Raw genomic sequence first — 21,219 nt, 5'->3', positions numbered from 1 at the left:
AAAGAATTTTATCAGTGTTCTGATATATATAGTGATTAAAATAGATAGCTCTCCCAATTACACCATTAGTGATGTAACTGGGGGATTTTTTTCAACCTCGATTTAACTCGGAGTTTATTTGGTTTTTTTTCTGTTATTAGTTGTCACACCCAATCTTTTTTTATCAAAAAAGAGGTGTATAAGTCTGATTCTGGAGAACCCGGTTCTGGAGAATAACTATATTCCCAGCGAACTAATGGCGGCATAGACATTAATATTGATTCGGTTCTTCCACCACTTTGTAAGCCAAAGAGTGTTCCTCTATCCCAAACTAAATTGAATTCAACGTAGCGACCTCGGCGGTATAATTGGAATTGCCTCTCACGATCACTCCAAGCCATATGTCTTCTTCTTTCTACAATCGGTAGATAAGCAGATAAGAAACCATTACCTATGGCTTGTGTGAAATTAAAACAAGTATCAAAATCGGGGGTATTTAAATCATCGTAAAATAACCCACCAATGCCACGTGGTTCATTTCGGTGTTTTATAAAAAAATAATCATCACACCATTTTTTATATTTGGGATAGATGTCATTGCCAAAGGGGTGGCATAAATTTTTGGCAATGGTATGCCAATGAATAGCATCTTCTTTGAATCCATAATAAGGCGTGAGGTCAAAACCACCGCCAAACCACCATACAGGGAGTTCTCCTTTTTTTTCTGCTATAAAGAAACGCACATTTGCATGGCTGGTTGGGATATAGGGATTCAATGGATGAATAACGAGGGAGACACCCATAGCTTGATAGCTGCGACCGGCTAGCTCAGGACGATGGGCGGTGGCAGATGGAGGTAGTGAAGTTCCCGTGACATGGGAGAAATTTACACCGGCTTGTTCAAAAACGTTGCCTGCTGTTAATACGCGACTGCGTCCACCACCACCTTCTTCTCGCTGCCAGCAATCCTCCATGAAGGTTGAGTGACCATCAATGTGTTCAAGTTGCTTGCAGATTTGCTCCTGCAATGAGAGGAAAAAATCCTTAACTTGAGATATATTAGGTATGTTCATTTCTGCTTTCATTTTGGTTAGTTTATGGCAATCAGCAGTATACCTGTTAGCATGAGTAAACGCATTTTCATATTGATTCCAAAATAAAAGCAGTGATAATTAACGTTGATTCAATTGCTTATTATGTAGGCTGGCTAACTATGGAAATTAGGGTATTTCGGCAAGACGACTTTGAAGCCGTCATCACACTTTGGGAACGCTGTGATTTGATTGGTTCTAGTGATGACGCAGAAATAGATATTGAGCGTAAGCTGACCCATTATGCTGATTTATTTTTGGTTGCTGAAGTTACGGGAGAAGTGGTTGGTACAGTGATGGGTGGTTATGATGGGCATCGTGGTCATGCTTATTATCTGGGCGTTCACCCTGAATTCAGAGGAAGGGGAATAGCTAATGCGTTGATTTCTCGTCTGGAGAAAAAATTATTGGCAAGAGGTTGTCCGAGTATTTTGATCATGGTTCCGGAAGAAAATGATGCAACGATTTGTATGTGTGAAAAGATGGAATATGATTATTTAGGGCAGGAAAGTGCTATTTTTAGCAAGCGTTTAATTATTGATTAAGTATATACCTAATAGATTTCAAGTTGCAGCTTAAATTAACAAAATTGCAACTTGAAAGATAAGGAGTATAGAGAATGTTTTTTATTTTTCTTGATAAATTATTTCTTTCCCCAAATTACTATTGAAATAAGTTTAAAGTCAGATGCATTAATAATTTTAACTTGATTATATTCCATGCTTACCTTTAAATAAAAGTGTTCGGGAATGAATAATTCGGATTAGCCTTTTAATTCCACGAATTGAGAGTGGTTAAAAGATAATTAAATTTTTTTAAAATAAATTTATTATTAACATGTTTGGAGAGTTTTTTGTTGATGAAAGTTTTTTGTATTTACAAATGAATTTTTCTTGTGAGTGTGGGTCTGATAGATTTAAGTTACAGCCTATAGAAGCTAAGGTAAAAACAGCGATGGATAAATTTTTTATATTTAATTTGTTTTCTAAACAGCGAGTTGCAGCAGCTAGCAGTTTGGTGGGATGCTCATTGTTGTTGACTGCCTGTGCGGGAAACACAGAGTTTTCATGGTCTTCTCTATCACCTTTTCAGTGGCTTGGTAGTTCTTTGAGTATGTCGGCACAAGGAATAGGTGGAATCAATCAACAGACGGATATGACTCAAGCGGCGATTGAGCAAGGCTTAGCAGGTAAATATCGTTTGCGTAATGGTATGGAAATGCAAAACGGTAAGTTAATCAGTGTGATTCAGGGAATGAAAGACGATCAGGTAAAACTAGAATTTCATGGTTTGGTTAATGGCAAGGTGAATCGCATTGACGTTTTGGACGAAGATATTAAAACGGTTTGGGGGGCTAAAATAGGAACATCTTTCTCTGAACTGTATGGCAAAGCATTTGGCGCATGCCACCGCTCCCATGATTTCACCATACAACCCTCAGTGAGTTGTATTGCCCCGCAAAGTCAGCATGTCAGCTATGTATTTACTGGAATTTGGGACGGCCCTGAAGGATTAATGCCTTCTGATGATATTCTCAAGAATTGGAAAATTTCACGTATCATTTGGAAATTATGATAAAATTTTAAAAAATAATTTTTAAAAGTAAAAATTTCTTTTTATCCATTTTTATAATAAAAAATATTTTATTATAGTGAGCAGAATTCATTTTTAATCCATTTACTTTAGCCTGTTCGTCCATTAGCACCTGTTCGTCTATTAGCATAGTAAGGAAAGAAACATGACTTATGCACAAAGTGGTATTTTATTAGAGCATAGCTGTTTTGGCATTTTTATCGAAGCACTGATCCAACGCACTGAACTGGAAGCAGTGCGCAAAGGTTGTAAAGTATTTTGTCAGGCTTTATCTGAGCTGCAAGCACAGTTTCCTGATGCTAAATTGGGAGCTGTGGTGGCGTTTGGCTCTGAAGTATGGCAAATACTGTCTAATGGGGCAGTGCGCCAGAACTCAAGCCTTTTCAACCATTAGGGAAAAGTCTGGCCCCCGCAACACAGCGCGACATGTTTATTCAAATTCAGTCACTGCATCATGATATCAATTTTTCTCTGGCACAGGCCGCATTGTTCGCTTTCGATGGTGTTATTCAGGTTGAGGAAGAAATTCACGGTTTTCGTTGGATTGAAGAGCGGGATCTTAGTGGCTTCATTGATGGTACTGAAAACCCTAAAGGTAGTGAATGTGCAGAGGTTGCCTTAATCTCAGAAGGCCATGATCAGGATGGCAGCTACGTATTAGTTCAGCGTTATGAGCATAACTTGAACAAATGGCAGCGTTTTTCTGACGAAGAACAGGAAAAGATGATCGGTCGTACGAAAAAAGAGAGTATCGAGCTGGAAGAACACGTGCGTAATAAGATTTCCCATGTTTCACGTGTCGTTATTGAGGAGAATGGTGAAGAACTGGCAATTCTACGTCGAAGCTTGCCATATGGTACAGCCAGCGGTAAACATGGTTTGTTCTTTATCGCATATTGCGCTTGCTTACATAACATCGAACAGCAGTTGGTGAGTTGGATGGTAAGCATGATGATTTATTGAGAATGAGTAAACCGGTGACGGGAGTTACTACTTTGCTCCTTCATTGACACAGCTACAAACACTTTAATATTGATAAGTCTTTATCTTTTAATCTGTTGTTTATGGATTATCTATTCACCTGGGTGACTTATTGATTGATCATTTTGAATCAGGGCTGTGTTTAAAATCCCCAGATACTGTGTATATGTTCTGGTTTCTGTGTACGGTTCTGGTTCAAATTGCCTGTCACAAGATATATTTTCCTTTCAATCGCTCCCCCCACTTGCAAATCTATATCCTTACATTTTCTGCATCTTATTGCGTTTCATCATTTCTAATAAAAATTCGGTATATAAAACAGAGGATAGTAAACTACCCTGTTATAAATATTCTGGATACAGTAGAAGAAATCATTGTCAAATCGCGTGATAGGTAAGGTGTTGGATGAAGATAGCGGCAATAAAAAATAACTCATTGAGCGGGTTGGCTACCCTATCACTTTTGGTCAGCCTCAATGCTTATAGCACCAATGCCTTGGCTGTCGAGTTGTTGAATAGCTCTTATGATATTGCGCGAGAATTATTTTCGAGCTTGAATCCTGAATTTGAGAAGCAATGGAATGAGCAGTATCCACAGAATAAGTTGACCATCAAACAATCTCATGCAGGTTCATCTAAACAGGCGTTGGCAATTTTACATGGGTTGAAGGCGGATGTAGTCACTTATAATCAAGTCACGGATATCCAGATTTTGCACGATCGCGGCAATCTTATTCCCGCCAACTGGCAGCAGTGTTTGCCGAATAACAGCTCTCCATATTATTCCACAATGGCTTTTTTGGTACGTAAAGATAATCCTAAACATATTCATACCTGGAATGATCTTGTGCGCAATGACGTGAAATTGATTTTTCCAAACCCAAAAACGTCAGGTAATGGCCGTTATACTTATCTGGCTGCCTGGGGGGCTTTTCAACAGCAAACCCCGCAGGAGCCAGAAAAAATTCGCCAATTGATGCAGCGTTTTTTGCAGAATGTGGCGGTGTTTGATACCGGAGGGCGTGGGGCAACGACTTCCTTTATTGAACGGGGAATAGGGGATGTATTGATTAGTTTCGAATCTGAAGTCAATAACATCCGCAAACAATATGGTGAGGAAAACTACCAAGTGATCGTGCCTCCGGTAGATATTTTGGCTGAATTTCCGGTGACTTGGGTAGATAAAAATGTCCAGAAAAATGGTACTGAAACTGCTGCCAAAGCGTATTTAAACTACCTGTATAGCCCACCTGCCCAGCAGATTATCGCCAATTTTAATTATCGTGTAATTGATAAAGATGTCATGAACGCGCAACAAACCCGTTTTCCTGCAACCAAACTGTTTCGTCTGGAAGAGCAATTCGGTAGTTGGCCTCAAGTGATGAAAATTCATTTCAACACGGGTGGTACGCTCGATCAGTTATTGATGGAAGGGCATAAATAATGTGGGTATCCAGCAAACGTGTCTTACCCGGGTTTGGGTTGAGTTTGGGTTGTAGCCTGTTTTATACCTGCCTTATCCTGTTATTGCCTTTAAGTGCTTTAGTGGTGCAACTTTCCAGCATGACATGGACACAATATTGGCAGGTAATTGCTAACCCGCAGGTTGTTGCCGCTTATAAGGTGACTTTGCTGGCGGCGGCGGTTGCCAGCGTATTCAACATGGTTTTTGGTATGTTGATGGCATGGATATTAACACGCTATCAATTTCCAGGTCGCAGTTTACTTGATGGTTTGATGGATTTGCCATTTGCCTTGCCGACCGCTGTTGCTGGTTTAACATTAGCGACGTTGTTCTCTACCACGGGATGGTACGGAGCTTGGCTTGATAATCTGGATATTAAAGTCGCGAATACTTGGTTGGGTATTGCTGTTGCGATGGCATTCACCAGCTTGCCTTTTGTTGTTCGCACCGTGCAGCCAGTGCTTGAAGAACTTGGCCCTGAATATGAGGAAGCGGCACAGACATTGGGAGCGAACCGTTGGCAAACTTTTCGGCGGGTTATTTTACCCGAGGTTTCACCCGCATTGATTGCTGGAACGGTGCTCTCTTTTACCCGTAGTTTAGGGGAGTTTGGTGCTGTTATTTTCATTGCGGGCAACATTGCCTGGCAAACCGAAGTTGTCTCTTTGATGATCTTTGTTCGTCTACAGGAATTTGACTATCCGGCTGCCAGCGCGATTGCTTCGGTCATCCTTGCTACATCGTTATTACTATTGTTTAGCGTCAATATATTGCAAAGCCGCTTTGGTAAACGGATAGGAGGACATTGATGACTGAATTTTCCGAATACAAACACCACGAATACAGGATAGTGCAGCGTTTCTCGATAAATTGGGGGAAGTGGTTACTAATAGGTTCGGGCATCCTTATTTCAGTGTTGTTATTGGTGCTTCCGATAGCGTGGATTTTTTTAACAGCCTTTTCCAAGGGGCTGGATATTATGGCTCAAAACCTTTTCGATCCCGATATGCTGCATGCTATCTGGCTGACGGTGATGATTGCTCTGATTACCGTACCTATCAATCTGGTTTTTGGTGTGATTACTGCATGGCTGGTAACACGTTTCCAATTCCCCGGCAGACAATTATTGCTGACACTAATTGATATTCCGTTTGCGGTTTCGCCAGTTGTGGCTGGGCTGCTTTATCTCTTGTTTTATGGTGCAAATGGTTGGTTGGGAAGCTGGTTGGGGATTTATGACATTCAATTGATGTTTTCATGGCCAGGCATGGTTTTGGTGACGGTATTTGTGACATGCCCGTTTGTGGTTAGGGAGCTGGTGCCGGTAATGTTGAGCCAGGGCAATCAGGAAGATGAAGCAGCCATATTGCTGGGAGCATCTGGTTGGAAGATGTTTTGGCACGTAACACTGCCAAATATTCGCTGGGCATTGCTGTATGGTGTTGTGTTGACCAATGCGCGGGCGATTGGGGAATTTGGTGCTGTGTCCGTGGTATCGGGGGCAATACGCGGTGAAACCTATACTTTGCCTTTGCAGGTTGAACTGCTGTATCAGGATTACAACACCGTTGGTGCATTTACGGCAGCGGCTTTATTGGCAGTGATGGCGATTATTACTTTGATTGTCAAAAGTGCGTTGCAATGGCGTCTAAGCCGCCAGCAAGGGTAGATCAGGAGCAGGATATGAGTATTGAAATCAGTAAAATCAGTAAATATTTTGGCCGGACTCAGATACTGAACGAAATTTCATTAGATATTGAATCTGGTGAAATGATTGCCCTGCTTGGGCCTTCTGGGTCAGGCAAGACGACATTGCTGAGAATTATCGCTGGGCTTGAGCATCAGAGTGCGGGCCAATTAAAATTTCATGGTCAGGATGTCAGCCGGATACATGCGAGAGATCGGCATGTCGGATTTGTATTTCAACACTATGCCTTGTTTCGCCACATGACGGTATTTGATAACGTAGCTTTCGGTCTGACAGTGTTGCCTCGTCGTCAGCGCCCTGATAGTGCATCTTTGCGCAGTAAGGTTAAGGCATTGCTCGATATGGTGCAGCTTTCTCATCTAGCCGACCGTTACCCGTCACAACTTTCTGGTGGGCAAAAACAACGTGTGGCATTGGCCAGGGCATTGGTCGTCGAACCGCAAATCCTCTTGCTGGATGAACCTTTTGGTGCTCTGGATGCACAGGTAAGGATGGAATTACGTCGTTGGCTGCGTCAGCTTCATGAAGAATTGAAATTTACCAGCGTATTTGTCACTCATGATCAGGAAGAGGCAATGGAGGTGGCTGATAGGGTAGTGGTCATGAATCAAGGAAGCCTTGAACAAATTGGCACACCACAACAGGTATGGAATGAGCCTGAGAGTCGTTTTGTGCTTGAATTCATGGGAGAGGTCAATCAACTGCATGGTGAAATTAAAGGTTCTCAGCTCTGGGTTGGCGGAAAAATCCTTCCAGTCAATGTGACGCCATTACGTCAAGGGAATGTGGATGTCTTTTTTCGTCCATGGGATATGACGCTTAGTAAGCAGCAAACCGCTTCTTGCCCTTTACCTGTACAAATAGTGGAAGTAAGTCCGCGTGGGCATTTTTCTTTATTATCTGTCCAACCAATAGGGTGGGGCGACGAATTTTTGTCAGTTGTCTGGCGTGATAATCCGTCTATTCCTGTTAGGGGAAGTTACTATTTCATTGGTGGAGTAAGCCCTCGTTTGTATGTAGGAGATTTGCCATTGGAAACCTTGAGGTTGGCTGAGTCTGCTTGATTTAATGATATTTTGTTATTAATTCCCTACTTTGTTTCATGGTGAAGAATAGAGAATTTTGTTTAATATCTTGCTACAGTTTTCTGAATATGATTATTTGGTTGTCCATTCTCATATGAATTAGGTAATGCTGTGGCAAGTTTGGAAGAATTTATAGGTAATACTCCGCTGGTAAAATTACAACGACTCACAGAAAATGTTGATGCAGAGATTTGGGTCAAACTGGAAGGTAATAATCCAGCGGGTTCCGTGAAAGACAGAGCTGCGATTTCGATGATCCGGCAAGCGGAATTGCGCGGAGAAATTGCTCCGGGCGATGTTCTGATAGAAGCAACAAGTGGTAATACCGGCATTGCACTGGCTATGATCTCAGCGGTAAGAGGTTATCGTCTAAAGTTACTAATGCCGGAAAATATGAGCCTTGAACGACAAGCATCAATGCGGGCTTACGGTGCTGAATTAATTTTGGTCAGTAAAGAGCTGGGAATGGAAGGTGCGCGGGATTTAGCACAAGAAATGGAGAAAAATGGAGAAGGGAAGGTTCTCGACCAATTTAATAATACGGATAATTCACTCGCACATTTTAATACTACTGGCCCGGAAATCTGGCAGCAATCTCAGGGGCGGGTTACTCATTTTGTTTCTAGTATGGGAACAACAGGGACGATTACAGGTGTAAGCCGCTATCTAAAATCCCAGTCAAAAAAAATCAATATAACGGGATTACAGCCAGCAGAAAATAGCCAAATTCCTGGTATCCGTCGTTGGTCTCCGGGCTATATGCCCAGTATTTATCGAAAAGAGTTGGTGGACCAAATTCTGGATATTACACAAGAGGAAGCTGAAACCACAATGCGCTTGATGGCACAGAAGGAAGGTATTTTCTGTGGTGTTAGTTCTGGAGGAGCGATTTCTGGGGCGTTACGTATTGCGGCTGAAAACCCGGGGGCGGTTATTGTGGCGATTATTTGCGATCGTGGTGATAGGTATTTGTCTACTCAGGTATTTAATTAACAGTTTTTTCGTCTGTTATCTATTGGGGTGACGCTATAACAGGATGTCAATTAAAGCATTCAATCTGATCGGCATGCTTAGGAGAGTGAGCGTCGGTGTGCGCTTGCTTAATTTTAACTAAGGAGGGTTAGCAATATGTCTGTATTTTCAAAAGCGATAACTGGCTTTTGGCAAGCTTCATTGTTGAATGGAGATATTCTCTATAGTGATGAGTTTCTTACGGTCGCTGTAAACGCTAACTTGGAGGAAGATGAGCGGGTTATGGTATTGGAAACGACCAATGGTCAGGTTATGGCAGTACTGACACCTGAATTGGCCGAAAAATCGGCGCTTTATCATCAAGAAAATATGTCTGAATCGATTTTTCGCCAACAATTGCATAAGGCTGACATCACCTTGCATGGTGCAGATTATGTTTTTTATTTTTCAGAGGCTGAAAAGAATATATTGTTGCAGGAAAATCAGGACGATGTTTTGCGTCAATTAATAGAAGAAAATGATGGGGATATTTTCTCTCAGTTCCAATCCTCTGTTTCGGCGCAAGATTTGGACGATGCTTATATGGAATTGGATCACTGGGCAGTTTTCGGTGCTTTTGAGCAAGGACGTCTGGTCAGTGCTGCCAGTATGTATCCTTGGGGGGGATGCACAAATTGCCGATACTGGTGTATTGACGCTGGAATCATTTAGAGGCAAGGGGCATGCTAGAAAAGTAGTGCGGGCTATCAGTAAGTACGCTTATATTCAGGGATATGAACCGCAGTATCGATGCCAGATTGATAACTTTGCATCTTCTGCGTTGGCACGGGCAGCAGGTTTAAAGTTATTCGGTAAATGGGAAATCGCCTCTGTATTATCAGACTAAATCAATAAATATGCCTGATAAAACAGCGACGATTCACAAATCATGCGCAACTCTAGCTGAGGTTGCCAACAGAAAAAAGAGCGTAATTTCTCTTAATGATTTTTCTGTTATTTTTTGATGCGCATGATGACAGATTCGCCCACGACCACTGAACCACTGATTTTAGATAACTCTTTAATTTCATCCATATTAGAAATAACAACGGGTGTTAAGGTTGATTTTGCTCTTTCTTCCAAAAATGCCAAATCAAACTCTAAAACCAAATCGCCTTTCTGTACTCGTTGACCTTCTTCAGCAATGCGTTTGAAACCTTCACCTTTCAGCTCAACGGTATCAATACCAAAATGAACGAAGAGTTCAATGCCACTATCAGATTCGATAGAAAAAGCATGATTAGTTTCGAAGATTTTACCAATGGTGCCATCAACAGGTGCAACTATTTTGTTCCCCGTTGGCTTAATGGCTATGCCATCCCCCACGATTTTTTCGGCGAATACAACATCTGGAACATCTTCGATATTGACTATTTCACCTGACAATGGGGCGATAATTTCAATACTTCCGCTGTTTTTTTTATCATCTGAAACCAGAGATTTCAATTTATCAAGCAGACCCATGAATCTTCTCCTAGTTAGTTTAATGGGACCGTGTTCTGGCTAATTTGTTTAGCAGAGCGTTTTTTCTCTGGTAAAGGTGTCAACCAAATCCATCAACTCCTGTGCTGTTGGCTGAGTTAAGGCTTGTTCTGCCAGTGCTTTCGCATCACCGTAATTGGTATTACGGATAATTTTCTTAATGCGTGGAATTGATATAGCACTCATGCTGAACTCATCTAATCCCATACCTAAGAGCAACAGCGTGGCGCGCTCATCACCAGCAAGTTCTCCACACATGCCAGTCCATTTTCCTTCTGCATGTGAGGCATCAATAACCTGCTTGATTAAACTCAACACGGCTGGTGACATTGGGTTATAAAGATGAGAAATCAGCTCATTACCACGGTCTACCGCAAGAGTATACTGAGTTAGATCGTTTGTCCCAATACTAAAAAAGTCAACCTCTTTTGCAAGATGATGAGCAATGGTTGCAGCAGCAGGCGTTTCCACCATGATGCCAACTTCAATTGATTCATCAAATGCCTTATTTTCATTACGTAACTGTTCTTTGAGCATTACCAGCTCAGCTTTCAACTCCCGTATTTCCTCAACTGAAATTATCATAGGGAACATAATGCGGAGTTTACCAAATGCAGACGCTCTCAGGATAGCACGCAATTGAGAATGTAAGATTTCTTTACGGTCAAGGCAAATACGAATTGCACGCCAGCCAAGGAATGGATTTTCTTCTTTTGGCAGATTCATGTAAGGCAGATCTTTATCACCGCCGATATCCATAGTACGAATAATAATGGCCTGATTGCCAACCGCTTCTGCAACCGCTTTGTAAGCTTCAAATTGCTCGTCTTCGGTCGGCAAAGTGTCGCGATCCATAAACAGGAACTCGGTACGGTATAAACCAACACCTTCCGCACCATTGCGTTCGGCACCTATGACATCACGAACTGTACCGATATTGGCACATACTTCAACCTGATGACCATCCAGTGTGATAGCAGGTAAATCTTTGAGCTTCGCCAGTTCGGCTTTTTCTGACAGGTACTCGCTTTTGGCAGTTTTTAATTGCTCGATTTCAGCATCAGATGGGTTCACGTAAATTTGGTTATTGACCGCATCCAGAATCAGGTAACTGCCGTTTTTGATTTGTTTCGTAGCATTGGTTGTACCAACAATGGCTGGTAATTCCAAAGAGCGAGCCATGATGGAAGTGTGAGAAGTGCGGCCACCCAAATCAGTAATGAAGCCCAGTACTTTATCCAGATTGAGTTGTGCGGTTTCCGATGGAGTCAGATCATTGGCAACTAGGATGACTTCTTCCTCAATCGAGCCTAAATCGATAATCGGCATCCCCAGAATATTTCTCAGCAAGCGCTTACCAATATCGCGAACATCGGCAGCACGTTCTTTCAGATATTCATCATCGAGCTCTTCCAGCGCATGAGCCTGATCTTCAATGACGGAATAAACGGCTGCATCTGCTGTGGCTAAATTCTTCTTGATAAGGCTAACAATTTCCTGCTCAAGCTCTTCATCTTCCAGCAACATGATATGGCCTTCGAAGATTTCGGCTTTTTCTGCACCCAGATTTTTTTCAGCTATTTCTCTAATGATTTCTAACTGTGCGGAGGATTTATCGCGACCGAGCTTAAAACGGGAGATTTCTTGTTCTACTTGCTCAGGAATGATTTTTTTCTGATTTATAGTGATGGGGTCTTCTTTCAGCAATAGTGCTTTGCCGAAAGCAATGCCTGGTGATACTAAGATACCTGAAATCATACTATACGACCTTACTGCGGGTGATTGCCTTTCATTGCGCCTTCAGGGGGGAGGCTCTAAATATCCCCAGGTTTTATCGCTCTGGGGATGAACTGAATGAAATAGTTTGGCTTGATTAAGCGGACGATTATTCTAATTCACCCATCAGCTTAACTAAGTGCTCAACAGCTCGTTGTGCATCTTCGCCGTTAGCAGCAATGGTTACGACTGTACCTTGAGTCAATCCCAGCGTTTGCAGCTTAAACAGGCTTTTTGCGCTGGCAGACTTGCCTCCTGAAGTTAGGGTAATGTCAGAAGAAAAGCTTTTTGCTTCTTTGACAAATTGTGCAGCAGGGCGAGTATGAAGGCCGTTTGGTGCAGTAATAGTAACTTCTTGCTGGAACATAGTATTTCCTCAATAACTTAAGTATTAGTTGTTAAGCCAAGAGAATTCTGAGACTAGTTTAGTTGAATTCACTTCGACCTGTACAACCGTTAAATTGATAATGAAAGACGGTGTATACCTGTAATTTTTAAGCTATCGCTTTTCTGGCTATAACTTAAAATCTGTAGGGGTATATTGCCACTATCAAAAAATTAACACACTTGATGCATTCAATTGTTGATTTAGTGTTAATACACACTATCTGGGTAATGGCTGAATTGAGTAGCCCTTTAGACACCTGCTTAGCGATTAATTTCGTGCATCAAAATAATTACTGGTTAAATACTAAAGCTACTTGAATAAATCATCTAGGAAAGTTTTAAACTTTGATCTGATGCACAAAAAAGCACCCTTAAGGCGCTTTTTTGTCAATACCATGGAAAATGGCGCCGAGTGATTTTCAATCATTGTTTAAATCGGCAAACAGTGCAGTACTGAGATAACGTTCAGCCGAAGAAGGTAAAATAACAACAATATTTTTGTCTTTATATTCATCTTCCTGAGATAATTTAACAGCAGCCGCAACCGCAGCACCTGAGGAAATACCTGCAAGAATGCCTTCTTTTTCAGCTAGTTTACGCGCTATTTGAATTGCTTCTTCATTGCTGATTTTAAGCACACGGTCAACTAATGTTAAATCCAAGTTATCAGGAATAAAACCAGCACCAATTCCTTGAATCTTATGTGGGCCTGGCTTAAGCTCTTCACCTGCTAATTTTTGGCTGATAATCGGTGAATCTTCGGGTTCTACTGCGACGATCGTGACTTGTTTACTGCGAGTATTTTTCAAATAACGGGCAACACCCGTAATTGTGCCGCCGGTTCCTACACCAGCAACGAAAACATCCACATTGCCGTCGGTATCTTCCCAAATTTCAGGGCCTGTGGTTTTTTCGTGAATTTCTGGATTTGCTGGGTTACTGAATTGTTGTAGGAGTATATAACGTTCAGGGTTGCTATCATGAATTTCGTCGGCTTTATCTATGGCCCCTTTCATTCCTTTCGCACCTTCGGTCAATATCAAATTGGCTCCCAGCGCTTTCAGCAGTTTACGGCGCTCAAGGCTCATGGTTTCAGGCATGGTCAATGTCAATTTGTAACCTCGGGCTGCCGCAACATAGGCAAGCGCAATTCCGGTATTACCACTGGTCGGTTCAATAAGTTCTTTATCTTTGGTTAGGATACCGCGTTTTTCCGCGTCCCAAATCATATTGGCGCCAATACGGCATTTGACACTGAAGCTTGGATTACGGGATTCTATCTTCGCCAAGATGCGACCGTTGCCGAAATTTTTTAAGCGGACCAATGGAGTGTGACCAATAGTTAACGAATTGTCTTCATAAATTTTGCTCATTATTCTATAGCCCCTAAGATACTGTTAAATACTGGTTAACCATACGCTAACATCTTATTTATGGAAATAAAGTTTCAATCTATTCTTATTCTATAAAAGAATAGTTGGCTATTATTTTATGTTGTTTAAGTTATTTATGATTGATATAATTTTTGAGCGCGATAGCGATCAACCCACATGGCAGTCGCCCCACAGACGGCAACCGGCATAATGAACAGATTTACGATAGGGATCATGGTCAATATACTCACCGTGGCACCAAATTGAAGATTATCAATTTTGTCTTGTCTCAGGATATTACGCATGTCTGAAAAACTGATTTTGTGATTATCAAACGGAAAATCACAATATTGGATAGCTAACATCCACGCACTGAAAATAAACCAAAGGATGGGAGCGACGGTTTGACCGATACCAGGGATAAAATAAAGCAACAATAGAACAATCGCGCGAGGAATATAGTAAAGAATTTTCATTAATTCGCGTTTTAGAATACGTGGAGTGTCTTTGAGTAAATCGGTAACACCTGTATCTGGTGTTGGAGTTCCCGTCAGGTCTGCTTCCAGCTTTTCTGCCAGTAATCCATTGAATGGTGAAGCGATAAAATTGGCCAGTGTGCTAAAAAAATAGGTAAAAATTAGCAGAATGGAAATAACTGCAAGTGGCCATATCAAATAATTTAACCATTGCATCCAGCTTGGTATTTTATCGAGCGTCCATTGTATCCAGCTATCTAGTTTTTGATATAGCCACCAAAATGAACCACCGAGCAGTAAAATATTCGCCAACAAGGGCAGTAAAACGAATCTTTTAATGCCAGGGCGGGTTATTAATTGCCAACCCTGCATAATATAATGAAACCCGCCCAAGTGTTTTGGCAATTTTGTCGAATTCGTCATATTTTCTTATTCTCTCTTAGATGATTGAGACGGTATGATATAGGCAGGATTTTCTACTGACCAGTAGTTTTGTGTGTAAAAAACATCCGAAAAAACAGGGGATATCTCTCTTTATGGTAAGAAAAGTAGGTAGAGACTTGCACTTGTCTTATTTGACAAATACTCTTATCTAAAGAATATTCCGCCGTGGTGGCAATTAATTTAAACAACAGAGATAGCAATGATGCAGGATTTGCGTCTGATATTAATCGTTGTTGGTGCGATAGCCATAATAGCTTTGCTATTACATGGGTTGTGGACCAGCCGTAAAGAGCGTTCATCACTCTTTCGTGATCGCCCAGTTAAACGTCATAAACAGGAGCGTCAGGAAGAGCTTGAGGATAATGATGGCGATGAACTGTTTGATAATGCGTCAAAGTCGAATGCTCAGGGGGCGGTAAAGCCTCGTAATGAACATCGTACAGAACCCGTTATTGAACGTCGCGCACCTGAATCATCAACAGCAATGTCTGATGATGGTTCTGACCCTTTACTTGCAAGTCAACAATTTGATGAACCAGCAGCAAACATGAAATTTGTTGATGAACAAAGAGTTGCTAACGAACAACAGGCAGAGCCACAGCTTGGGCTATTTGATCCAGTTGAACAGGCTAACTTGAAAGGGGCTGGGGCAGCAGAATCGGCTGTTGAAGGGCAACCAAAAGCAGTTGAGAATGAAGCGCAGGCTGAATTTGAGCAAGCCAAAAAAGAAACCGTGCTGGTATTGCATGTTGCTGCTCATTATGGGCAGGAGCTGAATGGTGAAGTATTACTTCAAAGCATCTTGCAGGCAGGTTTCCGGTTTGGCGACATGAATATTTTTCATCGCCACTTGAATCCATCAGGTAGTGGTGCTGTGTTGTTCAGTTTGGCTAACATGGTAAAACCAGGTTCATTTGATCCAGACCAAATGACTGATTTCACTACTCCTGGTGTGTCCATGTTTATGCTTGTACCTTCATACGGCGATTCCAATCAGAATTTTAAGCTGATGCTACAAGCGGCACAGCGTATCGCTTCTGATGTTGGTGGTGTCGTGCTAGATGGTGAGCGCAAAATGCTTACACCACAAATGATCGAGCTTTATAAGGCGCGTATCCGCAGTACGCTCAACATCAGCGAATAAATCTTCTTTTTTAGTATCAAACCCCCGCCAGTCGGGGGTTTTTCATCTCTGGTGAGAAGTCATGGAAAATATTATCGAAAAAATCAACAAATTAAGAACAACATTGCGTCATCATGAATATTTGTATCATGTTATGGATGCACCAGAGATCCCTGATGCTGAGTATGATCGCTTGATGCGAGAATTAAAAGCGCTGGAAGAGCAGTATCCAGCACTGATTACACCTGATTCTCCCACTCAGCGCGTTGGTGCCGCCCCATTGACTGCTTTTGAGCAGGTGCGTCATGAAATCCCCATGTTGTCTTTGGATAACGTATTTGATGAAGAAAGTTATCTGGCGTTTGATAAGCGTGTCCGTGATCGCTTGAAAGACAGTCGTGATTTAGTTTTTTGTTGCGAACTGAAACTCGATGGTTTAGCCGTCAGTTTGTTGTATGAAAATGGGGAGTTGGTGCAGGCTGCGACTCGTGGAGATGGGACAATGGGGGAAAACATTACGGCCAATGTCCGCACTATTCACGCTATTCCCCTACGCTTGAAGGGAGAAAGTATTCCTGCCCGCGTTGAAATCCGTGGTGAAGTATTCATAAAACAGGCTGGGTTTGAAAAACTCAACGAAGAAGCCCGTCGTACAGGAAATAAAGTCTTTGCCAATCCTCGCAATGCGGCAGCGGGTTCATTGCGGCAGCTTGATCCACGTATTACCGCAAAACGTTCACTCACTTTCTATTGCTATGGTGTTGGTGTTCTGGAGGGGGGAGAATTGCCAGCCAGTCATTACGAACGTTTGATGCAGTTTAAGCAATGGGGATTACCTGTCAGCGACAAAGTGAAATTGTGTCAGGGTACTCAACAAGTGATGAATTTTTACCAAAACATTGCACAGCAGCGCCCGACACTAGGCTTTGATATTGATGGTGTAGTGGTCAAAGTTGATTCTCTTGAATTACAGGAAACATTGGGATTTGTTGCCAGGGCACCCCGTTGGGCGACAGCGTTCAAGTTTCCAGCCCAAGAACAGATGACCATCGTACGTGATGTTGAATTCCAAGTAGGGCGTACAGGCGCTATTACACCTGTTGCCCGTTTGGAACCTGTATTAGTGGCAGGTGTTACGGTCAGTAATGCCACATTACACAATGCAGATGAAATTGAGCGTTTAGGCTTGCGTATTGGTGATACGGTGGTTATTCGCCGTGCAGGAGACGTTATCCCGCAAGTCGTGGGTGTTGTTCATGAGAGTAGGCCAACAGAAACACAAGAAGTAATTTTCCCCAAATATTGTCCGGTTTGTGGTTCAGATATCGAACGCGTCGAAGGTGAAGCTGTGGCCCGTTGTACCGGTGGCTTATTCTGTGGAGCGCAACGCAAAGAGGCACTGAAACACTTTGTTTCCCGTCGTGCTATGGATGTTGATGGCATGGGAGAAAAGATCATTGAGCAGCTGGTAGATAAAGAGTATGTCAAAACACCAGCCGATCTTTTCCGTCTGACTGCCGGAAAATTAACGGGACTTGAGCGGATGGGGCCTAAATCTGCCCAAAATGTTATTAATGCACTGGAAAAAGCGAAAAAAACCACGTTTGCCCGCTTTATTTATTCTTTGGGTATCCGTGAAGTTGGTGAGGCTACCGCAGTCAATTTAGTTTCATATTTTGGCACATTGGAAAAGCTGTGTGCGGCGAATACAGAGTCATTAATTGAAGTACAAGATGTGGGGGGCATTGTTGCTAGCCATGTTGTTAATTTCTTTGGTGAACCACATAATCAGGTAGTAATTGACGATTTGGTCAATAATATAGGTATCCATTGGGAATCAGAGGAAGGTCCGGATTTAGAAGAGATTGATAGTCCATTAGTAGGTAAAATAGTCGTTTTGACGGGGTCATTAAGTCGTTTATCCAGAGATGAAGCGAAGGATAAACTGACAGCCTTAGGAGCAAAAGTGACGGGAAGTGTCTCCAAGAAAACGGATTTGGTAATAGCGGGTGAAGTGGCGGGCTCCAAGCTAGCTAAGGCCAATGAATTAGGGATACCTGTTATTGATGAAGAAGAAATGCTCCAGTTATTGGGCGAATAATGCGCGTTTTACTTAAAAGTGTGATTGAGAAAGTGTGATCTGGTTGGCTAAATGGGAATTTGTAGCCATTTAAATAGTAAATTAATGTGATAATCATCAAAATTTACTGTTACGTGCTACATGAAATGCATTTATAAATTTGCACAGCATCATGTTTGGAGTTCTTTTTATGTCTCATATTTTTCATTTTTTCCTCGCATTAGTTGTGATTGGCGGTCTGGCGATTTTAGCGAGTAATAACCGAAAGGATATTCGGATCCGTTATATTATTCAGTTGCTTGTTATTGAACTCTTTCTGGCATGGTTCTTCCTGAATTCTAACGCAGGATTGGGGTTTATTATGGGGTTTGATAACTTATTTAAACACTTGTTGTCTTATGCCGCGAAAGGTACCAGCTTTATTTTTGGTGGAATGATCGAAGCGAATCTGGCGTTCTTCTTCCTGAATGTATTGTGTCCGATTATCTTCATCTCTGCCTTGATCGGTATTTTGCAACACATTAAAGTGTTGCCAATTGTGATCCGTGTGATAGGTACAGTGCTGTCTAAAGTTAACGGCATGGGCAAACTGGAATCTTTTAATGCAGTTAGCTCATTGATTTTGGGCCAATCAGAGAATTTCGTTGCTTACAAAGACGTGCTGGACAAAATGTCTCAGCGCCGTATGTATACAATGGCAGCAACCGCAATGTCTACTGTATCCATGTCTATCGTGGGTGCTTACATGACGATGCTGGATGCAAAATACGTGGTAGCCGCTTTAGTACTTAATATGTTCAGCACCTTTATCGTTCTGTCGCTCATTAATCCTTACTCTGCTGAGAGTGAAGAAGAAATCCATATGAGCAACCTGCATAAAGGACAAAGTTTCTTTGAAATGTTGGGTGAATATATTCTGGCAGGTGCTAAAATCGCTTTGATTGTTTCTGCGATACTCATTGGTTTTATCGCGTTAATTGCGGGTATTAACGCAATTTTTGACCTGATATTTGGTATTACTTTCCAGACATGTCTGGGGTATGTGTTCTATCCTTTGGCATGGATCATTGGCATTCCAAGTGATGAAGCCTTGAAAGTAGGTAGTATCATGGCGACTAAGTTGGTTTCTAATGAATTTGTGGCAATGCAGAGCTTACAAGAAATCGCTGCTCAATTGAGCGAGCGTTCAAAAGGTATTTTGTCAGTATTTTTGGTTTCCTTTGCCAACTTTTCATCTATTGGGATTGTTGCTGGCGCCATTAAAGGACTTAATGAAAAACAAGGTAATACCGTCGCTCGTTTTGGCCTGAAACTGCTGTTCGGCTCAACGCTGGTGAGTTTTCTGTCTGCGGCAATCACAGGACTGATATTGAGCATATAATTGGACTCTATAAACTGAGTTTTGATTTGAATGAAATGACAGAAAGTGGCATCTTGGCAGGTGCCACTTTTTCTTTATATATATCCATTGGGTATAAAGATAATACTGACAAAAAAGGCTGACATAATGAATAAAGAAAATCTGCTGGAAATTGCTAATACGGTCATGCCATTTGGCAAATATCAAGGACGAGTTCTGATTGATCTTCCCGAGGAGTATTTACTTTGGTTTGCCCGGAAGGGCAGGGCGAGATCTCGCATTTTTGATAGGGTTATTTAGGTTAAATAAAAATCAAACTGTGACTTTTTATCAGCATTTCTATTATTAAAACGGTAAGATCACGTTATTCCATAAACAGCGATCTTAATAATGAGTATTTTTAATTTTATCAGCAAGATAGATGACCCACGCTCTGACATCAATAAAAAACATGAGTTAATGGATGTGATTTTCTTAGCCTTTTCTGCTGTGTTATGTGGGGCTTCTGGTTGGAAGTCGATTCAAGAATTTGGTGAGTTACAAATCGAATGGCTTAAACAACACATCCCGTTTACTCACGGTATTCCTCGCTGTCACTGCATTGCTAATATTATCAAAATAATAGAACAAGATGCATTGATCGAAGATCGAAGCCTTTTATGCCTGGATCAACCATCGCCGGGTCACGGCAGGTAAAAGTATTATTGCCATTGATGGAAAACCCCTGAAAGGAACCGGTAAAGGAACCTTGTTTGAAGCCCTGCATGTGGTCAGTGCTTATGATGTTGAATCGGGTGTTGCCCTCTATCATCGTGCGGCCGAAAGCAAAGGTAAGGAAGGCCCGGTTGCCAGGCAATTGATTGAATTACTTGCTCTTGATGGTGCGATTGTCACCCTGCCAGAAAGAAACCCTGGAGTTAATTAGCCAACGAGGCGGGGATTTTATTGTTGGCCTCAAAGGCAATCAAAAAAACTCTATGCGTTTGTCAAATCGCACTTTGCTGCGCATTATGACCATGATGAACTGGCTGAATTTACAGAGAAAAATAGCGGTCATGGACGGAAAGAATTCCGTCATGTCATGCAAATCTGCGCTGCATTGCCTGAGGAACTTCAGCAACAATGGCTTTCAATACAGAGTGTGATTGAAGTGTTCAGTGAACGGAGTGTGAAAGGTCAACCTGCCCACCGTAATTCACGCTGGTATGTCAGCTCTCTTCCTTTGGATGCAGAAATCGCCGCCAAGGTAATCAGAAGGCACTGGTCAGTGGAAAATGAGCTGCATTGGGTATTAGATGTTACTTTTCGGGAGGATGCCCTATCACTCAAAGATCTTGATGGTGTAGCACAAATGGCACTTTTTAACCGAATTGCGTTAAATGTGATTAAACAAAATACCAGTATAAAGGATAGCCAGGCTGCTAAACGCCGAAGAGCAACGTGGTCAGGGGAATTCCGCAGTCAGCTTATCTTTGATTAAATTAAATACAAAGTGGAATCCCACCCTGACCGATGATCTTGTCATGTATTAATGGTGACGTTGAATAACCCAATGTCTTACGATTCAATCGATTAATACGGTTACATAAAATCAAATTATATAAAGGGGATCATCAGATCATCAACGTTACCTTCGCCAATTTTTCCATCATACTTGGCAACTTGAATTCACTGGCACAGTGTGTCGTCTTGGTACACATAAGCAATTCATTGATATGGAGATGAATAGGGCAAGATGCCGGGCGACAGCTCGTGTCATGAGTATCAAACTTAATCCTGCTCCAGAACAAAAAACATAAGGTCATA

Annotated in this window: 19 protein-coding genes and 4 pseudogenes; 16 read left to right on the top strand and 7 right to left on the bottom strand. The window is 41.8% G+C overall.

Annotated features, from left to right (window positions below):
* Positions 1-143: 143 nt before the first annotated feature.
* Entirely contained in the window at positions 144-1,052 is a 909-nt protein-coding gene (gene hemF, locus Xhom_RS14330) for an oxygen-dependent coproporphyrinogen oxidase (protein WP_069315093.1), read from the bottom strand.
* A gap of 140 nt (positions 1,053-1,192) precedes the next feature.
* Here hemF and Xhom_RS14325 point away from each other — a divergent pair, with 140 nt between their 5' ends.
* From Xhom_RS14325 to Xhom_RS36625, 10 genes and pseudogenes are all read left to right on the top strand, one after another.
* A complete protein-coding gene (locus tag Xhom_RS14325) occupies positions 1,193-1,615 on the top strand; it encodes a GNAT family acetyltransferase (RefSeq protein WP_069315094.1) in 423 nt (140 codons plus the stop codon).
* A gap of 409 nt (positions 1,616-2,024) precedes the next feature.
* Positions 2,025-2,645 (top strand): RpoE-regulated lipoprotein, encoded by a 621-nt coding sequence (locus Xhom_RS14320; protein WP_069318373.1) that lies wholly within the window; start codon positions 2,025-2,027, stop codon positions 2,643-2,645.
* Between the two features lie 163 nt (positions 2,646-2,808).
* Positions 2,809-3,693 (top strand): annotated as a pseudogene (locus Xhom_RS14315) (Dyp-type peroxidase).
* A 356-nt stretch (positions 3,694-4,049) separates the two neighbouring features.
* Positions 4,050-5,087 carry a sulfate ABC transporter substrate-binding protein gene (locus tag Xhom_RS14310; protein WP_069315095.1) on the top strand — a complete coding sequence of 346 codons (1,038 nt, stop codon included), beginning with the start codon at positions 4,050-4,052 and terminating at the stop codon, positions 5,085-5,087.
* Positions 5,084-5,917: a sulfate/thiosulfate ABC transporter permease CysT gene (cysT, locus tag Xhom_RS14305; protein ID WP_099139780.1), complete on the top strand. Its 834-nt coding sequence runs from the start codon at positions 5,084-5,086 to the stop codon at positions 5,915-5,917. Before Xhom_RS14310 ends, cysT begins: the two co-directional genes overlap by 4 nt.
* Positions 5,917-6,777: a sulfate/thiosulfate ABC transporter permease CysW gene (cysW, locus tag Xhom_RS14300; RefSeq protein ID WP_069315097.1), complete on the top strand. Its 861-nt coding sequence runs from the start codon at positions 5,917-5,919 to the stop codon at positions 6,775-6,777. The genes cysT and cysW overlap by 1 nt, the downstream gene beginning before the upstream one ends.
* A 14-nt stretch (positions 6,778-6,791) precedes the next feature.
* Positions 6,792-7,880, top strand: a complete 1,089-nt coding sequence (gene cysA, locus Xhom_RS14295; protein ID WP_069315098.1) for a sulfate/thiosulfate ABC transporter ATP-binding protein CysA — start codon at positions 6,792-6,794, stop codon at positions 7,878-7,880.
* Positions 7,881-8,012: 132 nt separating this feature from the next.
* Positions 8,013-8,894 (top strand): cysteine synthase CysM, encoded by an 882-nt coding sequence (gene cysM, locus Xhom_RS14290; RefSeq protein WP_099139779.1) that lies wholly within the window; start codon positions 8,013-8,015, stop codon positions 8,892-8,894.
* Positions 8,895-9,029: 135 nt separating this feature from the next.
* A complete protein-coding gene (locus tag Xhom_RS14285) occupies positions 9,030-9,584 on the top strand; it encodes a hypothetical protein (protein WP_232326218.1) in 555 nt (184 codons plus the stop codon).
* The gene (locus Xhom_RS36625; protein WP_244590783.1) at positions 9,511-9,759 is read left to right on the top strand and encodes a GNAT family N-acetyltransferase; all 249 of its coding nucleotides are present in this window, start codon (positions 9,511-9,513) and stop codon (positions 9,757-9,759) included. Before Xhom_RS14285 ends, Xhom_RS36625 begins: the two co-directional genes overlap by 74 nt.
* 107 nt (positions 9,760-9,866) lie before the next feature.
* Here the strand turns inward: Xhom_RS36625 and crr are convergent, their stop codons facing one another.
* The 5 genes from crr to cysZ form a co-directional block, all read right to left on the bottom strand.
* Positions 9,867-10,376 (bottom strand): PTS glucose transporter subunit IIA, encoded by a 510-nt coding sequence (gene crr, locus Xhom_RS14280; protein WP_069315099.1) that lies wholly within the window; start codon positions 10,374-10,376, stop codon positions 9,867-9,869.
* Between the two features lie 48 nt (positions 10,377-10,424).
* A complete protein-coding gene (gene ptsI / locus Xhom_RS14275; protein ID WP_069315100.1) occupies positions 10,425-12,152 on the bottom strand; it encodes a phosphoenolpyruvate-protein phosphotransferase PtsI in 1,728 nt (575 codons plus the stop codon).
* 127 nt (positions 12,153-12,279) lie between these two features.
* Positions 12,280-12,537, bottom strand: a complete 258-nt coding sequence (gene ptsH, locus Xhom_RS14270) for a phosphocarrier protein Hpr (protein ID WP_069315101.1) — start codon at positions 12,535-12,537, stop codon at positions 12,280-12,282.
* A 439-nt stretch (positions 12,538-12,976) separates the two neighbouring features.
* Positions 12,977-13,930: a cysteine synthase A gene (cysK, locus tag Xhom_RS14265; RefSeq protein WP_069315102.1), complete on the bottom strand. Its 954-nt coding sequence runs from the start codon at positions 13,928-13,930 to the stop codon at positions 12,977-12,979.
* Positions 13,931-14,064: 134 nt separating this feature from the next.
* Positions 14,065-14,829 carry a sulfate transporter CysZ gene (cysZ, locus tag Xhom_RS14260; RefSeq protein WP_069315103.1) on the bottom strand — a complete coding sequence of 255 codons (765 nt, stop codon included), beginning with the start codon at positions 14,827-14,829 and terminating at the stop codon, positions 14,065-14,067.
* Between the two features lie 220 nt (positions 14,830-15,049).
* On the opposite strand from cysZ, the gene zipA reads away from it, so the two are divergent.
* The 5 genes and pseudogenes from zipA (at position 15,050) to Xhom_RS14235 (ending at position 20,893) form a co-directional block, all read left to right on the top strand.
* Positions 15,050-15,994, top strand: a complete 945-nt coding sequence (gene zipA / locus Xhom_RS14255) for a cell division protein ZipA (RefSeq protein ID WP_069315104.1) — start codon at positions 15,050-15,052, stop codon at positions 15,992-15,994.
* A 61-nt stretch (positions 15,995-16,055) separates the two neighbouring features.
* The gene (ligA, locus tag Xhom_RS14250) at positions 16,056-18,074 is read left to right on the top strand and encodes an NAD-dependent DNA ligase LigA (protein ID WP_069315105.1); all 2,019 of its coding nucleotides are present in this window, start codon (positions 16,056-16,058) and stop codon (positions 18,072-18,074) included.
* 169 nt (positions 18,075-18,243) lie between these two features.
* Positions 18,244-19,434, top strand: a complete 1,191-nt coding sequence (locus Xhom_RS14245) for a NupC/NupG family nucleoside CNT transporter (protein WP_069315106.1) — start codon at positions 18,244-18,246, stop codon at positions 19,432-19,434.
* 126 nt (positions 19,435-19,560) lie between these two features.
* Positions 19,561-19,677: pseudogene (locus Xhom_RS14240) on the top strand (putative quorum-sensing-regulated virulence factor); the annotation flags it as partial.
* 126 nt (positions 19,678-19,803) lie between these two features.
* A pseudogene (locus Xhom_RS14235) lies at positions 19,804-20,893 on the top strand (ISAs1 family transposase).
* Position 20,894: 1 nt separating this feature from the next.
* Here the strand turns inward: Xhom_RS14235 and Xhom_RS14230 are convergent.
* Positions 20,895-21,011 (bottom strand): annotated as a pseudogene (locus tag Xhom_RS14230) (IS1 family transposase); the annotation flags it as partial.
* 81 nt (positions 21,012-21,092) lie between these two features.
* On the opposite strand from Xhom_RS14230, the gene Xhom_RS45870 reads away from it, so the two are divergent.
* Positions 21,093-21,212 carry an IS1-like element transposase gene (locus tag Xhom_RS45870; RefSeq protein WP_145957460.1) on the top strand — a complete coding sequence of 40 codons (120 nt, stop codon included), beginning with the start codon at positions 21,093-21,095 and terminating at the stop codon, positions 21,210-21,212.
* Positions 21,213-21,219 lie beyond the last annotated feature (7 nt).

The sequence above is a fragment of the Xenorhabdus hominickii genome (assembly GCF_002632725.1).
Taxonomy (GTDB): Bacteria; Pseudomonadota; Gammaproteobacteria; order Enterobacterales; family Enterobacteriaceae; genus Xenorhabdus; species Xenorhabdus hominickii.
Note: the sequence above shows the minus strand (reverse complement) of the source record. Positions and strands in the feature narration are given on the sequence as shown.